This is a genomic window from Brevibacillus antibioticus, assembly GCF_005217615.1.
In the GTDB taxonomy this organism is placed as follows: Bacteria; Bacillota; Bacilli; order Brevibacillales; family Brevibacillaceae; genus Brevibacillus; species Brevibacillus antibioticus.
On record NZ_SZNK01000001.1, the window covers coordinates 1,849,054 to 1,864,689 of the forward strand.

Below are 15,636 nucleotides of genomic sequence, written 5' to 3' on the forward strand. Positions count from 1 at the left end.
TATTCCCTCCCTTGTTTTATGAACTCTTAGCGAGTTTTGGCAGCAAAAACGCTGAGCGCATCATCCACCATCGTACAGGCATGAAACTTCTTATAATTGTTGTAAAAAATCGCTAATTTGCGCACCGGATCACCGGTATAGTAGCGCTCGTATTGCAGCAAACGCTGTCCGAAAGCTTCCCCGCACAGGTCCCACGCGAGCTTAAACAGGCGAACCCGATCTGTACCGGAGATACCCACCCGTCCGGCATAAAACTTTTCCATATCCGCGACCAACTCAGGATGTTCCAAATCACTGTCGGTCGGAGACATGAGCAAACCGCCTGCTCCTATAATTTGGATGACTTCGATTGCCCGTGGGTACAGCTTCGGAAGTAGTCCGCGAATGGTTTCGAGCTGCACGTAACCTGGCATGAGCTCGCCCGACGGCAAGGTCTCGTATTCCAGCTCAGCTGTCCTCAGGAGAGCTCTGAGCGATTCCAGCGATTGCGCTAGCTCCCCGAGATTGTTTTGGACATTCGGATAGACGTCTACCCCGATGGAGTCTGCCAGCCGCATGGCAACTTCCGTGGCAAATTGGAGCTTCAACAGTCCTCTCACCCCTGTCTGGTGCGCCGGCTGCTGTCCGATGCCTGTCTTTGGATAAAGCAGGTTGGCTGCTTCTACATTGTTGTACAGGAATAAGCGCTCCCAAGGCACAAGTACGTCATGAAAGACAAGAAGAGCATCCATTTCCTCGAAGCGCGATGCCAAAGGATGGTCATAAACGGAACGAATTCCATCCTGCATGGGCTCCCTGCAAATGATGCGCAGGCCAGGAGTGTCAATCGGAATGGCAAATGCCAAGGCATAACGCTCATCTCCTGGCTGAAACCCGGGGAACGAATAAATGATAACTTCATCCGTAATCGGGGCCAGTGTCGCGAGCATTTTCGCTCCTTTGACGATCAACCCTTCCGGCGTCTCCTCTACTGCCCCCAAATGGGTGTACACATCGCTTTGTTCGTGCGAGGACTTGCTGCGGTCATTTTGCGGATTGATAATCGCATGCGTTAAAAACAGGTCTTGGTCGCGAACAACCTTGTAATAATTTTTCGCGTTTTCCGCCCACTGCGGATTGTACCTTTCCAAGAAAGACGCATTGCTGTATAGCGACGTCAAGACGATATTGAGAAAATCCGGCGTTCTTCCCATCAAACCAAAAGTGGCTTTGGCATAAGCTTCGTACACGGCCCGTTTCGCCTGCAACTCCTCAGGGGTCTTTGCAACGAGAAAGGCGTTGTTCACACGCTCGCCAGTCTCCTGACAAATATGGGTTATCTTCTCTTGGTACTTCTCGTCATGCTGCATGTCATACAGCTTGGCTATTTCATGAATCGGCTGTCGAAAAACAGCTTCCTCACATACATTTGTGACCTTTCTGCCTTGTAGCCAAATCTCCGGTTGCCGTGATCTCAAGCCCCGTATGTATTGGTCACCTGTACGGATTCCCACTACAATTCCTCCCTGTTGTTTTTGGTTGGTTGCGTCGTTTTTGCACTTAAACCGCATTATAATGTCTGTCTTTTCTGGAAAATGTAACCCAATTAACATCACGGCTGAAAAATATAAAATGTCGCTCACCTGATTCATGGGCAACTGAAGATGTGTAAACGAATTAACATCCATTCTGTTTTTTTTCGAATGCACGTCATTTTCACGTTGAAATATTGGTAAGGAGCTTTTTATATTCATATAATCAAGAATAGTAAGTCTGAATATTAAGACTCGAGCCTAGGTAAATGATTAGAAGAGGCAAGATCATCGATGAGGAAAGGAGCGGTGATGATGGTATCTCCTTTTGAAACGGATTTGAAATGGGAAACCCTTTTAGAATACGGCACCCGTCAATTTGTGAAAGGAAAAACAGCTATCTATAGGCAAGAGACGATAGGAGAAGGATTTTATTATCTACATAAGGGATTAGTCAAGATTGTGACCTCTACTCTCAAGGGGAAAGATCGCCTGGTGAACATCGTAGTCCCTGGTCAAATCATGGGTCTTCAAACGATGGATCAACAACCTCATTTCACCACGGCGATTGCTGTAAAGAATGCAGTCGTCTACCATTTCTCCTGTTTGCAATTCCTCGAAATGCTGAAGGTACACCCTGAACTCTTGTCTCTTTTCACCCAAACCATCCATCAAAAAATGCGGATTCTTCTAACCGCCATCAACATGAAGACACTGACCTCAGAAGAGCAAATCGCTCGTCTCCTGCTTAACATTTGCGAAGACTATAAAAACCACGAGGTGCCCCTCACTCAACAAGAGCTAGCTGAATGTGCTGGCCTCACTCGTATCACGGTCTACAAGATCCTGAAGGTATGGAAGGAACAGGGCATCATTGAAATCAAAAACCGATCCTTTGTCATCAAACGCCCAGATATGCTGAAGCCTCCACAACTCACCGCACACACTGCTCGCACCGTGTAAGCATAACAATGTGAAAGGTGGTCACTATGACCTGTCTCCGCTATCAGTGGACCCCGTACCTCATGTATGGCAAGAAGATCGAAATGGGAAAACAGACAACGATCTACCATCAAGGCGAAGTGGGAACTGGATTTTATTATCTAGACAAAGGGAGCGTAAAGATCACTCTCTTATCTGAGAACGGGCATGAGCGGTCTATCGATTACATTCCCACAGGTGGGTTGTTTGGTGAGCACGGCGCCTACAACGGGTCCTATCTGACTTCAGCCATAACTACGTCTCCTTCCGTCATTTACTTTTTCTCCGACGAGGTCTTATCCTGCATCTGCCAAGACCACCCTCAGTCGGCCGTGATCTTCACCCATTCACAAATCTATAAGCTTCGTCTCCTGGCTGAAATCATCGCGTTCACTGACAGTCCCATTGAGCTTGCGATGGCTAATTATCTGCTGAAACTAATAGCTGTGCACGGAAATAATCATATTCCGATCGATCAGATGTCTTTTGCTCGCTATATTGATACGTCTCGCATTACGGTGAACAAGACTTTGCAAAAATGGCGACAGCAAGGTTTGATTGAGCTATCTGAGCGTAGTACCATTCGAGTTGTGGATGTAGAGGGATTGCGGCGGATTTATACTCGCACTCAATGTAAATAGGGCGAAGCCATAGCAGGCTCGCCCCAATTTATTGAAATAACCTTTTGAAAATCTTAATACAGCCCTGTTCGGATCTGCTTAAAGCAGATGCATCTTGGCTTCTACCTCGTCCCACGGCACCGAGTAGCCAGCCCCCTTGGCGCAAAAGATCGAGGAGGATGTATAAGCTGGATCTGCATCCTTTTCATAGCCTTTCCTTTCCATCACTTCCTTCGCATTATGACAGCGATCGTATCCGCCAAATACACAGCGAATGCTGCCTCGTCCATGCGTGAAAGAAGCGAATTCGGTGCTGTAATTCATGAATGTTGCTACGGGCACCCTTCCCGTAATGACCGCATGCGTATCCGACATCTGCGGCGGCAGAAACGAACCTGAGGCGCGCTGAACATCCGAAAGTACCCTCCCCATTTCGTTCATCCCCACCTTTATTTTGAAGTCATAATAGGGTTCTAACAGCATATTTTCCGCTTTCTCCAGCCCCTGCCGCAGTGCGCGGAAGGTAGCCTCACGAAAGTCGCCCCCATGCGTATGTTCGTTATGCGCACGGCCTCTTAGGAGCGTAATTTTCATGTCGGTGACTGGCATGCCTGTCAATAGCCCATGATGCTCTCGTTCGTACAGATGAGACTGAACCAGATTCTGGTAGTTAAAACTCAGTTCATCAGGATGACATACGCTAGTGAAGTGAATCCCGCTGCCTCGCTCTCCCGGTTCAAGCAGGAGGTGCACTTCCGCGTAATGCCTGAGCGGCTCGAAGTGTCCATATCCCGTCACAGCAGACTGTATCGATTCTTTATACAAGATCTCTGGTTGGCCGAAAGAGACAACGAAACCGAAGCGTTCCTTCACAACCTGCTCCAGCACTTCTAATTGGATCAGTCCCATGACACGAATGTGAATCTCCTGCACACTCTCTTCCCAAACCACATTCAGCGATGGGTCCTCCGTATTCAGAATGCGAAACGCACCGAGCACTTGCTGCACGTGAAGCGAACCGTCAAACTGTACTTTTGATTGTAATGTCGACTCCGTCTCATAAGCAAACTTGTCTGAGTAGAGCCCCACCCCTTGTCCAGCTTCGGCCTCGGACAAGCCTGCGACCGCGAACAAATCGCCAGCAGCTACTTGTTCAACCGACTGTGATTTCCTACCACTAAACAGTAAGATTTGTGTAATCTTCTCTTCGTATCGATGTCCACCGCTCTCATAGCTAAGCAACTCCCGTACCTTTAGCTGGCCGCTGAGCGCTTTGACGAACGTTAGCCTCAATCCGTTTGCTGCGTGTCGAATTTTATAAATGCGCCCCCCGAACGGAGCCGTCTCGTCATAAGACGCAGTCGTCAACAAGGACAGTTGATTCAGGAACTCTACAACGCCATCATCCTGCAGTGCCGAGCCGCATGCGCAGGGGAACAGACGCCCATCTCGTATCATTTCCTGTAAAGCACCCAGCCAAAAAGCTTGATCGTCCCTTTCCTCTATGAACGCTTCTAGCAAGGACTCGTTCCGCTCCGCCATCATCTCTCGTAGCTGCTCACCCACGATACCGTTTGCGAAGTTGTCCTTGACGGAACAGACATCCATTGTCAACTGACTGCGTATCTCCTCTTCCGTCCTGAACGCATCCGCGCCGATCCGATCTGTTTTATTGATAAAGAAAAATGTCGGTATCCGATGTTTGCGCAACAACTGCCAGACTGTCTCTGTATGACCCTGAACACCTTCTACGGCACTGACAATCACGATCGCGTAATCCATTACCCCGATCGCCCGCTCCATCTCGGAAGAAAAATCGACGTGTCCAGGCGTGTCGATCAAATAATAAACGTCGCCCTTATGGTGCATAACCGCCTGATCGGCGAACACAGTAATGCCTCTTTTCCTCTCGATATCGTGGCTGTCCAAAAAGGCATCTTGATGATCCACCCGGCCCCGCGACCGGATGCTGTTCGTATGATATAGCAACTGTTCGGCGAACGTAGTCTTGCCCGCATCCACATGGGCAAACAAGCCGATCGTTAGTCGTTTCATGTTATCCCTCTTCCATAGCTACTCGACTGCCATTTCTTTTCTCATTAAAACATAGGAATGGAGAAGAAGAATAGTTGTCTAACGCTTTCTTGTAAATTGCCGTATCCATTCGCACATTTTCATTTACTACAGGCTCGTATCAGTTGCCAAGCTTCCCCCATTTGCATGCACTATACCATGCAGAGAGAAACGAGGTGATGAATATGACTGACATAGTAGTAATCCTATTCAGACGTATCAGAGTGAATGGCGTACGTAGGCGAATTATTCGCGACGTTAGCATCATTGGAAGTGCCGCACCATGCAACCGATTTTTAATGATTGGTAGACGTGTGGGTCCAGCTGCACGTTGTCTTTTGAATAACGGGTTCCAACGTGTGTTATCAAGAGATAATGTTTTGGTGTTTATCCGAGTAAGATAAATGGGTCCGTATGAAAACGGTAGCTAATTGGGTTACCGTTTTCTTTTTTTACAACTGTGCAGCTACACTTATTTGCATCCCATACCAAACGGATCTGTCATCGTGTTTTCACTTCAGCGCTTCTTTAAACACAGATTCTATTTGATCCACCTCTTTCGACGCCGCGAATAAAACAAACGGTCCTTTCGTCTTCAAAACATGCTTTTCGATGAGAAAATACTCCTCTGGGCGATAGTCTTTCAATTTGATTGTTTGTGCCTCGATCCGTTGTTGTATTTTCTCTTTTATATATCCGGTGTCGCTCGCATCTTTGACTTTGATAACAGCGAGTTCATCCGCTTTCACATTGGATGAAGCTGTGTACAGGATGAAATCCTCCACTTTTCCTGCTTCGATCTGATACAACTTTTGCAGTTTTTCCAGATCCCCTTGCTTCATATCCTGAAAACTTACTGTTTGGTGAATTCTTTCTCCCACTTCTGCGGCGGAAAGTTCTTCGGAAGTCCCGCCGTCACTGGAGCATCCGACCAACATTCCCATTCCGATAGCAAACATAAGCAGTACAGACAAAAATCGCTTCATTACATTCACTCCATGATGTTCAGAATAGAGGTGTCTTCAAAAAACGTTTTGACGTTGTAAAGGAATAGCATGTCATGAAATTGCCGATCTTGTATGAGCTTTGTTACGGATTCCTCATAATAGCGAAGGTCAACGACATCGATCTCTGCGAAGTGTTCGGTCAAGAAGGGAATCAGGCTATTTGCGTACGAATCTTTCACGACCAGCAGCTTCTTCCCGTCCGGATGGTCGGTTGTGATTCGGACCAGTGCATGGTTGCCGTTCAGGAAAACCGCATACTTATCCTTTTTGGACAAATTGTCCGTCTGGTACAAGGAATCCGCAGTACGTCCTTCGTCCACGTACTCCACCTTCTTTTTGCTTTCCTCTTTTGGCAGATAAAGATTGATACGATCAGGCTGCAGATGACGGAAGCCGCTTTTCGAATAGAGCGAACCGTAGAATGCATCCGTCACCTGCCGAATGTTGAACGCAGCTTCGTCTTTTGGAACAATCCCCATCTGTTTGCACAACACCTGATACGCATAATAAGCGCCTTTGCTTGTCCAATGATGATCCGTTTTATAAAAAATGGCATCTTCGCGTCCAGCATACAACGCGGGATAGACATCCACGAAGCGAATATCAGGTGGAAGCGATTGCCGAACTCGATTGAGCGCAGCCTGTTCGTCGCCCATTGGTGCGTAGGCAGGCAGTTTATCCCGAAGCAATGCGGCGGCAGTCGGTACTAGCATGATGTACTTACGAAGGTCTGGCGTTGTCTGGTGAATCGACTGGATGGCCTGAACTCTGTCATTCACCCCGGTGGCCAGCGGCGATGAGAAATGTTGAATCAGGTACCCATCCTTGCCCAGATAAACACCGTTGCTGTCCTTTTTGCCCATAACACGATCCGCATCCGTTTTTAGCCCGATCCACACGTCCCGAAAAGCAAATTGATCAGTGATATAGGTCTCGTAATCAGATGTGAACTTCCCCGCCAGCAAGGATCGTAGTGAAAATGGCGGCCTCCTCTCGAGCACCCTGTTTTCCGATTCCGAGAACGCCTGCTCAGGGGTCAGTATGTTCAAAACGGCCACCATGAGGATAAACAGCAAGAACAACAAGCCTGTCACGGCTCGTGTCCATTTGTCATAGCTGGTCAAGATCGCTCCCTCCCCTCAAAACCGAAAATATAAGAATGGATTGTAATCCTCAAAGACCAAATAAGCGGACGACAAAACCAAACTGATGATTGAAAGTGCCAAAGCAGTGATCATGCCTACCGAGTTCCATCGGGCTTTCATCTGCTCCCCTACTTTCCGGGGCAGCGGTGTCGCGCACAAGGCCAACAGAACGAGCAATCCCCCATACGTCGTCAGGTCGTAGAGCGCCTGGCGATCTGCCCATTCGTGCGCCCCGAAACCAAACATCGCACGGATGAACATCCACGTGGAAGGCAAATGTTCGAATTCAAAAAGGACCCATCCGACAACGACAATCAGCAGCGTGTAGAGATGTCCTGCCCAGTTCGGCCAACGCTTCAGCCACTTCAGCAAAAACAGCTTCTCAAACACAACGAAACAGCCGAAATATAAGCCCCATACGATAAAGTTCCAGCTCGCCCCATGCCACAGACCGGTTAAGAACCAGACGATCAAGAGGTTACGGAACTGCTTGCCCAAGCCCATCCGGTTGCCGCCAAGCGGAATATAGACATACTCCCGGAACCAGGAACCGAGGGAAATATGCCATCTGCGCCAAAATTCTGTAACGCTTCGTGAAATATACGGATGCTTGAAGTTTTCTGGGAATTCGAAACCGAACATTTTGCCGAGCCCGCGTGCCATATCCGAATACCCGCTGAAATCGAAATAAATTTGAAACGTAAATGCAAGGATGCCAAGCCACGCGGAAAGGACAGTCAAGTCCTCAAACGGCGTCGACTTCACATTGGTCCATAGCAGTCCGATATTGTTGGCTAGCAACACTTTTTTAGCCAATCCCCGGATGAACCATTCCGCTCCTTCTCCGAACCGCTCCAGTGTCACTTTACGAAAAACCAGTTGCTCCGAGATATCTCCATATTTGACGATCGGACCTGCGACCAGTTGGGGAAACATCGTAACGTAAGTGCCGAAAGCGACGATATTTCGTTGTGCCGGTACTTTTCCGAGGTATACATCCACTACATAGGACATCGTTTGGAACGTATAAAAGGAAATACCGACCGGCAGTGGTAGATCAGCCACCTGTATATGCAGACCGAATAGATCATTCACATTCGAAACGACAAACCCGGCATATTTGAAGAAACTGAGAATCGCCAGACTGCCGCAGATAGAGCCGAACAACACTGCTCGGGCGATTGGCTTGCGGTGACTGTACTTATCGATCAGGAGCCCGTTGATATAATCAAATACAGTTGTAACAATCATGATGATGATATATACCGGCTCGCCCCATGCATAAAAGATGAGACTCGCTGCGAACAGAACAGCATTTCTCAGCTTATTGGGCGACACATAATAAACGAGCAGCACGGCGGGCAGAAATTGAAACAGGAAAATCAGACTGCTGAATACCAACGTTCGTTTCCTCCCGCGCCGTTATTTTGCGCTCTTCTGACGACCCAGCTCATTTTTTACGTAATCGAGCAGAATTGGATAAAACTCGGCTTGGAAATGAATGCCGTCCGCATCGTACATGTCAGGATGATCAGCCACGATTGATGACACATCGACGTATCCGACTTGTACCTTGCTCGCGAGCTCCTTCAGTCCCTTATTGTAGTCGCGGATATTTCGATAACGTGGCTCCGCTTTTTCTGCCTCTGCCGTAACCGGGGTAACGGATAATATCGTGATGGACGCCTCTGGAAGCCTTACTTTGATGCCATCGATCAATTGGCTGTAATACGACAACGAATATTCCTTGGGATTGTCGGTCGGCCATAAAATGTCGTCTGAACCCAGCTGGATAAAAATATGCTCGGGCTTTCTCTTGACCAATTCGTCCACGTCTTGCAGCGCGAATTCAGCCGTTTTCCCTGCACCTGCGAGCACGTTCTCCTGTTTCAACACATCATGGTAAGACAATCCCTCTGTAATCGAATCTCCGAGAAAAACGCTTTTTTGATACTGTGCTGCATAGGAGGTTTGCTGCGGAGTGGAGATGTCCACGGCCTGCCTAGTAATCTCGAAAGTAGGTGGTTGTCCATTGCTACCGCATGCCGCAACCGATAAAGCGAGCATTACGATCAGTGTAATACCCAACATTTTCTTTTGCACTTTCATCTTTCCCCTTTCTGCTTGAACAAGGTAAAGAGTAATCGTCGGAGATCAAGATCAGATGCAGATCGTGTGCAGATTGGGTAGAAATCCAATAAAAAAAGTGCAGAACCGAGGTTCTACACTTTCTTTTTCTTTAATTCAAAATAGAACAAGACGCCTTCTTCCGTATTCATTGCCCCATAGAACGCCCCATGCAATTCTAGTATCTGCTTGGAGATCGCCAGGCCCAATCCGGTTCCTCCGGTCGCACGGTTGCGGGAATGCTCGCCGCGGTAGAAACGATCCCATATCTTTTCCAATTGCTCGGCCGGAATATGGACGCCTTTATTTTCGATGCAAATCTTGACGGTATCCTCCCGTTCAACCGTTGAGATGACAATGTCCTCTTGTTTCGGCGTGTAGCGTATGGCGTTTGTCAGGAAATTTACGATCACCTGCTCGATTCGATGCTGATTGGCGATGACTTCGACTGGGGCTAAACGGTGATGCAACTGCAACTGCTTGCCCGCGAGGTCCGGTGCCAACTTTTCACAGATTTGCTCCACTACCACATCAATCCGGAACGAATCCATCTGCATTCTATACGTACCGGATTCATATTTTGCCAAGTCCAGCATATCCGCAACCAGCAGGTTCATCTTCTTCACTTCATCTTCCATCGCAGCAAAATAGTAGTCCCGCTTCGGGCTGTCCGCTTTATCCTTCAAGATGTATAGGCAGCTTTCCATGACGCTAAGCGGAGTTTTCAACTCATGCGACACGCCAGCTATAAATTCTTTGCGCGTTTGCTCCAGCCGCTTTTCTTTCTCGATATCCTGCTCCAACCGGACAATATGGGCATGCAGCATATCCGAAAGTCGATTAATATTCCGTGACAGGCTGCCGATCTCATCCTCTGTCTTGATCGGAATTTTTTCTGAGAAGTCCAGCTTTGCCATTTTTTGCGTCATGTCGTCCATACGGAGCAGAGGAGCTGCTATTCTGCGGGAATAATAGAAGGAGGCGAGCAGAACGAGCAGCAACGTACCTGCAATGATGTAGCCGTAATAACTTCTCATGACCTCCGCAGCTTCGTTTACGGGCTGCAGCGATGCCATGGCAAACAGATAGGCGGGTTTCCCTGTTGGATCGGTCACGCGCTCTACGAATATTTTGTAATTCATATCGTTCTCTTTGTAGTCCGATATCGTGCTTATTTGCTCCACATCATCACCGTATAGCAACTCCGCTTGAAAAGCTTTCACCCGTTCAAGAAATAAGCGGTTCGTATAGCGGGATACATCCGCTCCTTGCGGTGTCCGAACCTGTGTGATAGTTCCGTGCACCAGAACGCTGGGATAACGCTCATGGTATTCGGTGGGACTTTTGAATCGCGGGACGACCTCATACTCTTTTTTGACGAGTTGCTGATTCTCCAGTCGATTTTCCTCTCTGAGATTGGAGACACTCCTCCCGATCCGCTGCGGAAACAATTGCTTGTCGATCATGATCCCTTCCATGGCAATCTGTTGCCCCGCTTTCACAAAGGTATCCAGGAAGGGGTTATCGGCGCTTACATCCTCCACATCCATGACCGTATACAATGGAACGACAATCGACTTGCCAGAAAGTGCAGGTGTGGCGCCCGAGTGCTCCAGACGGACCTCCATCTCGAAATCGTCCGTGTATTTCAAATGGCCTCTATCATCCAATCGAGCGAACCAGGCATTCGTCTTTTGGTAAAACTCCTGTTCCTTCCTGACTTCATCCTGAGAAGTCCCGGCATGAGTCAACTCGTTTTGCCGATAGGATTGAAGGGCTTCCGTCACCTTCTCTACCTTTTGATGCACATAAAACTGCTCGAAAAATACGGTTTGTCCGATAAAAATGCTCGCGATCACAATAAGGCATAATCCCGTCGTGAGCAGAAACAGCTTGCGTACAATGCTTGTTCTCATGGCCGATCCTCAAATTTATAACCGGAACGAACAACAGTGACGATATGCTTCGCATGCTCTCCCAGCTTGGAACGCAAATTCCGAACATGGCTGCTGAGCGTACGATCCTCGCCGACAAAGTCGTAACCCCAGATTTTTGTAAGGAGCTGTTCTCTAGTGAGGATGATGCCTTTGTTTTTCATCAAGTAAGCCAAAATTTCGAATTCCGTGTGCGTCAGGCTATAATTCATTCCCTCAATCGAAACGGTTCGGGACGGCAAGTGAATCGTAATCCCGCCGCCAGACAACATATCCCCCGGTTCGTGCATTTGCCGGTTTTCCAGCAACCGTTTGGCGCGTGCCAGCAGGATAGGAGGACTGCACGGTTTCACGACATAATCGTCCGCCCCGAGCTCGAATCCGAGCAACGTGTCATCCTCATCCGCACGAGCTGTTAACATCAGAATGGGGACGTTGGAAACTTTTCGAATGCGTCTGCATACTGACCACCCGTCCATTTCCGGCAGCATAACATCCAGAATGATCAAATGCACTTCATGCTCTTGAAATAACGTCAGCGCCTGATTCCCGTCCCCCGCTTCCAGCACTTCGTGTCCTTCGTCCATCAAGTATTCCTTCATAATCTCTCGCAAAACCTGCTGGTCTTCCACAATCAGTATCGTTTTCGTCATGCTAATGACCTCTCGTCCTCTATCTCTCCAAAAGATATTTTTTAGAATGTTATCATGACTTTGGGGTCGTCACAATATGGCAGTATTCACAAACGCACGGCAAATGGTATACCGCATGGGACTATTCACCATTCATGAAAATTTTCCTCGACTGGCTTCGTTTATTGAACTCTCGAACCCGTTGAACAACAAAACTTAAAGGTTGTAACACAAAAAGTGACCAAATGAATGGTCACTTTATTGGTGTACCTGTTGTTTTATTAGTTGACGATGAAGAAAAATGGAGTGCAAAGACATGAAGAACTTGAATTTATTAGCGCTTTGTGATTAATATGCTGGATGTAATGTCGTTAAATCCGTATGGAACCAAATCGAGAATCGTGGTGCCCTCTGGATTCGCATTACCACTAAAATTCAAACTTCTTCCAGTAAAGTTTGCATGTTCGAATATCGTTATATCATATGGTCCAACGATACGAATGGATGAAATCTTGTCATTAAGTGGGATAGTGTTCGCGTTTGAGGTAACCTTGATCCAATCACCGCTCATGCCGTAGTGATCGTACAAGTAAACTCCATTAAGTTCTTCTTGATTTGCAGAAACGACAAGAGAAGAAGCTTCATCGTTCCCAATATTTTCGTCACTCATGTCACGATCACTGAACAAATAAGTAGTGCTACGTCCAGTCAAATTTGAGTGTTCGTAAACGGTTACGTTGTATCGATTATCTAAAATCTTGATCGAGGAAGCTTTGTCATTGAAGAATTTTTCATCAAGTTTATTAATTCTAGTGCCCTCGTATAGACCTAAGCAGTAACCTTGATAGTCTGCATCTTCGCACAAATATGCTACTGGTGGACCTGCCAGACCAATCATTGAACCTGTCCCATTCGCGGATACTGGACCTGTCCCTAATGCAATGAATGCCAACACGAACGTTGTTAAAGCGCTTATTAACTTAACTACACCTTTCATTTTAAATCCCTCCTATTAGCTAATGTTTAATACAAATATATGCTATTACAATTTCCAAAAAATGACAATGAGATATTTGTAAATTTTTGGTATACTCTTCCCCATACTGATCTTCCACAACTCCTACTTGAAGTCAGCAGAGCGTCTTGTAAATTTCATAGCCATTTACCACTTACACAGATATGGAACTGCGGTGAAGTTGCTTTTGCTGTTTGGAACGGGTCGTGGTGTCACCTATTGCCAGATATTGTGACATTGTTTTCGGGTTTGGACGCACAACAAAAGCCAAATCTTGTCCTCCAAGATTTGGCTCGTTTCTACTTAATCTACTATCTAACTATTTTCCTGCCCCATGAGTTGGGCAGTCATCCTCATCTTATTTTTCAATTTTGTAATAGCGATCTCCGGTCTTTGGATTGAAATATACACGACGCTTTTCCTGACTTACTGGATCGATCGTCACTTCATTCGTCGGCTCAAATCCGGGCGGGACGATTTCTCCGTGGTCTTGGTGCAGTCGTTTGTCCTTGATTTTCGAAATGATTAGCAAGATGATGAAAAGCAAGATCTGAAAAACGATGTAGGAAATGATATAAATCATTCCTTACACCTGTTCAACGACAACTGCTGTACCGTAAGCGACAACTTCCCCCATATTTCCCATATTTCCAGAGTCATACCGACACATTACCACAGCGTTAGCTCCCATGGCAGTTGCGTTTTTTATCATGCGGTCAAGCGCCTGTTTTCGCGCATCCTCTAGGAGCACCGTGTATTCCTTGATTTCTCCGCCAACTAGTGAACGAAGACCTGCCATGATGTCTCCCCCAATTCCACGTGCTCGAACGATTAAGCCGAATGTCGTTCCTTTTACTTCAACGACACGATATCCTGGAATGTTTTCTGTTGTTACTACTATCATTTGCTTCTCCTACTTTCTATGTTTTATTTTTCGAGATCACATGTAGCACGATGTCAGCACTAAAATGACTAATGATCGCAGCTTCTAAACCGTAACGCCAATATAGGAAGCCGCATGAGCACGTCTTCGCAAACCCCTCTGTAAAAAGAAGAGAGGAAGCCGAAGAACCGTGATGAAATCAGTTCTTTACCCATTATTGTGGTCATTTGTTGTTGAAAGAATAAACGGTTCATCCATTTTACCAGGAGGCTTACAGCGAAACCTGACCCAATAGATACCGTCCAAAACGACCAGATGGAAAAAGGCAGCTCCGCTCCGTACACCCAGTGATCGGGAATCCAGCGACGAAGACCAGTGAAAGGCGTGAGCCATAGTCGCCAGTGCCAGAAATACGCAACTCTGAATGATCATTATCGTGAAATAGGTGGGACTTTGTTAGTAAAATAGAGGGCGGCTTGCAGCTGTTCGAGCGCGGAAACTGACTCGTCCAAGACGAGTAGCTCGGGGTTGTGAATGAGCACCTGGGCAATCCCCAGACGCTGATGAAAGTTGATGGAAACCACACGTAACGCATTTTGGTATGTAATTCGTCAAGAATTTGGACATAAATAAGCACTTGAGTTCCCATAACGTTTCTGTTCTTTCTTTACAATTATGTTAATAGAAAGGACATCGGTCTGCTACTTATTTGGTTTGGCTAAATATTTGAATTACATAGCACTTTCCGAAGTATGTATCATGTCGAGTGACATAAGCATTTTCTGGCAACACGCAGTCAGTATCCTTGGTTACATCACTCGACAGCAACTTGTCAATTACGATTCGAAACGTGAATATCTAAATGTATGCCAAATTTCATTATCATCCTTAATGGTTAGATAGATTTGCCCCGCACCATAATCCGCCATGGCTGCGTATACTTTTTCAGGGGTATATTCGCCTACATATTTACCATAATAATCGCTATCAAATGTTAATCTTCTTTCCGATATCTCAAAGGTTACCGATGTCCCTGTCGCTGCTATACATTTGACATTTACTTTATCGACTGCTGGCTGTTGATAGGTTTGATCATTTTGAGTTTGCACTGGGCTTTGCAGCCTAACCACTTCTAAATCCTTTTTTAATCCGTCATTCTTTTTCATACATGCTGACAAGGCTTCTTGTACTTCTGCCAAACGTCGCTCTAATCTGGCGATGTGTCTCAGTAATTCGTATTCGTTGTAGCGTCTGCCTTCTCCCGCCGAAATTGGATAATAACCCTCTTGTGGATACCACCCGTACATAATTTCCCTCCTCCATTGGCTTAGATACACTTTACGTTATGGTTTTTCCACCTATTCGTTCGCCTATTTCACCAGAAACTGGTTTTAATCTAACTTCACAAACGGTCATCACTGATAGGCGTTGTTATTTTAACAATATTTTCTGTAGATGTAGACATCTTTCCAGGTTAAATCCTTCTCTTTTTCAAATAGAAAAGCATAAACATCTACTGATTCTTTGTGGCTTTCTAAGAATACTAGCTAGCTCTTAATTGGTCACCATTAGGTGTCGTGTCAACATCATTGTGCAATTCATATGAAAACTGTCAATGGAAGGGTAAGCCCAGAAAAATAAAGATCAGGCATATAAACTAGCCTGATCTTTACGTACTCCTTTGCTCCTTGTGTATTCAAGAAGGAAT

General features: G+C 46.5%; 14 protein-coding genes and 1 pseudogene. 2 read left to right on the forward strand and 13 right to left on the reverse strand.

Annotated elements, in window-relative coordinates; all coding sequences use genetic code 11:
* Positions 1-26 precede the first annotated feature (26 nt).
* Positions 27-1,493 (reverse strand): 4-hydroxyphenylacetate 3-hydroxylase family protein, encoded by a 1,467-nt coding sequence (locus E8L90_RS08475; protein WP_137028906.1) that lies wholly within the window; start codon positions 1,491-1,493, stop codon positions 27-29.
* A gap of 333 nt (positions 1,494-1,826) precedes the next feature.
* Here E8L90_RS08475 and E8L90_RS08480 point away from each other — a divergent pair, with 333 nt between their 5' ends.
* Positions 1,827-2,474, forward strand: coding sequence for a Crp/Fnr family transcriptional regulator (locus E8L90_RS08480; protein WP_137033341.1), 648 nt, complete (start codon positions 1,827-1,829; stop codon positions 2,472-2,474).
* Between the two features lie 26 nt (positions 2,475-2,500).
* Complete coding sequence (locus tag E8L90_RS08485) at positions 2,501-3,133, forward strand: Crp/Fnr family transcriptional regulator (RefSeq protein ID WP_137028908.1); 633 nt, start codon at positions 2,501-2,503, stop codon at positions 3,131-3,133.
* Between the two features lie 78 nt (positions 3,134-3,211).
* Here E8L90_RS08485 and E8L90_RS08490 read toward each other — a convergent pair whose 3' ends face one another.
* The 12 genes and pseudogenes from E8L90_RS08490 to E8L90_RS08545 all read right to left on the reverse strand — a co-directional run bounded on the left by E8L90_RS08490 (position 3,212) and on the right by E8L90_RS08545 (position 15,235).
* On the reverse strand, positions 3,212-5,167 hold the full coding sequence (locus E8L90_RS08490; protein ID WP_137028910.1) for an elongation factor G: 1,956 nt from the start codon (positions 5,165-5,167) through the stop codon (positions 3,212-3,214).
* Positions 5,168-5,697: 530 nt separating this feature from the next.
* Positions 5,698-6,171: a DUF4358 domain-containing protein gene (locus tag E8L90_RS08495; protein WP_137028912.1), complete on the reverse strand. Its 474-nt coding sequence runs from the start codon at positions 6,169-6,171 to the stop codon at positions 5,698-5,700.
* A 5-nt stretch (positions 6,172-6,176) separates the two neighbouring features.
* Entirely contained in the window at positions 6,177-7,316 is a 1,140-nt protein-coding gene (locus tag E8L90_RS08500; RefSeq protein ID WP_137028914.1) for a DHHW family protein, read from the reverse strand.
* A 15-nt stretch (positions 7,317-7,331) separates the two neighbouring features.
* Entirely contained in the window at positions 7,332-8,738 is a 1,407-nt protein-coding gene (locus tag E8L90_RS08505; RefSeq protein WP_137028916.1) for an MBOAT family O-acyltransferase, read from the reverse strand.
* A gap of 21 nt (positions 8,739-8,759) precedes the next feature.
* A complete protein-coding gene (locus tag E8L90_RS08510; RefSeq protein WP_137028918.1) occupies positions 8,760-9,446 on the reverse strand; it encodes a GDSL-type esterase/lipase family protein in 687 nt (228 codons plus the stop codon).
* A 113-nt stretch (positions 9,447-9,559) separates the two neighbouring features.
* The gene (locus E8L90_RS08515; RefSeq protein ID WP_137028920.1) at positions 9,560-11,380 is read right to left on the reverse strand and encodes a sensor histidine kinase; all 1,821 of its coding nucleotides are present in this window, start codon (positions 11,378-11,380) and stop codon (positions 9,560-9,562) included.
* Positions 11,377-12,051, reverse strand: a complete 675-nt coding sequence (locus E8L90_RS08520) for a response regulator transcription factor (RefSeq protein ID WP_137028922.1) — start codon at positions 12,049-12,051, stop codon at positions 11,377-11,379. The genes E8L90_RS08515 and E8L90_RS08520 overlap by 4 nt, the downstream gene beginning before the upstream one ends.
* Positions 12,052-12,364: 313 nt before the next feature.
* Positions 12,365-13,027 (reverse strand): hypothetical protein, encoded by a 663-nt coding sequence (locus E8L90_RS08525; protein WP_137028924.1) that lies wholly within the window; start codon positions 13,025-13,027, stop codon positions 12,365-12,367.
* A 376-nt stretch (positions 13,028-13,403) separates the two neighbouring features.
* Positions 13,404-13,628 carry a hypothetical protein gene (locus E8L90_RS08530; protein WP_137028926.1) on the reverse strand — a complete coding sequence of 75 codons (225 nt, stop codon included), beginning with the start codon at positions 13,626-13,628 and terminating at the stop codon, positions 13,404-13,406.
* Between the two features lie 3 nt (positions 13,629-13,631).
* A complete protein-coding gene (locus E8L90_RS08535; protein ID WP_137028928.1) occupies positions 13,632-13,949 on the reverse strand; it encodes a heavy metal-binding domain-containing protein in 318 nt (105 codons plus the stop codon).
* A 458-nt stretch (positions 13,950-14,407) separates the two neighbouring features.
* Positions 14,408-14,533 (reverse strand): annotated as a pseudogene (locus tag E8L90_RS30695) (ABC transporter ATP-binding protein); the annotation flags it as partial.
* A gap of 231 nt (positions 14,534-14,764) precedes the next feature.
* Positions 14,765-15,235: a hypothetical protein gene (locus E8L90_RS08545; RefSeq protein WP_137028930.1), complete on the reverse strand. Its 471-nt coding sequence runs from the start codon at positions 15,233-15,235 to the stop codon at positions 14,765-14,767.
* Positions 15,236-15,636: the final 401 nt, after the last annotated feature.

Bases quoted from the DNA above. Each gene is read 5' to 3' on its own strand.
- E8L90_RS08480 (WP_137033341.1), top strand. From the start codon at position 1,827: ATGGTATCTCCTTTTGAAACGGATTTGAAATGGGAAACCCTTTTAGAA.
- E8L90_RS08485 (WP_137028908.1), top strand. From the start codon at position 2,501: ATGACCTGTCTCCGCTATCAGTGGACCCCGTACCTCATGTATGGCAAG.
- E8L90_RS08490 (WP_137028910.1), bottom strand. From the start codon at position 5,167: ATGAAACGACTAACGATCGGCTTGTTTGCCCATGTGGATGCGGGCAAG.
- E8L90_RS08495 (WP_137028912.1), bottom strand. From the start codon at position 6,171: ATGAAGCGATTTTTGTCTGTACTGCTTATGTTTGCTATCGGAATGGGA.
- E8L90_RS08510 (WP_137028918.1), bottom strand. From the start codon at position 9,446: ATGAAAGTGCAAAAGAAAATGTTGGGTATTACACTGATCGTAATGCTC.
- E8L90_RS08515 (WP_137028920.1), bottom strand. From the start codon at position 11,380: ATGAGAACAAGCATTGTACGCAAGCTGTTTCTGCTCACGACGGGATTA.
- E8L90_RS08520 (WP_137028922.1), bottom strand. From the start codon at position 12,051: ATGACGAAAACGATACTGATTGTGGAAGACCAGCAGGTTTTGCGAGAG.
- E8L90_RS08525 (WP_137028924.1), bottom strand. From the start codon at position 13,027: ATGAAAGGTGTAGTTAAGTTAATAAGCGCTTTAACAACGTTCGTGTTG.
- E8L90_RS08530 (WP_137028926.1), bottom strand. From the start codon at position 13,628: ATGATTTATATCATTTCCTACATCGTTTTTCAGATCTTGCTTTTCATC.
- E8L90_RS08535 (WP_137028928.1), bottom strand. From the start codon at position 13,949: ATGATAGTAGTAACAACAGAAAACATTCCAGGATATCGTGTCGTTGAA.
- E8L90_RS08545 (WP_137028930.1), bottom strand. From the start codon at position 15,235: ATGTACGGGTGGTATCCACAAGAGGGTTATTATCCAATTTCGGCGGGA.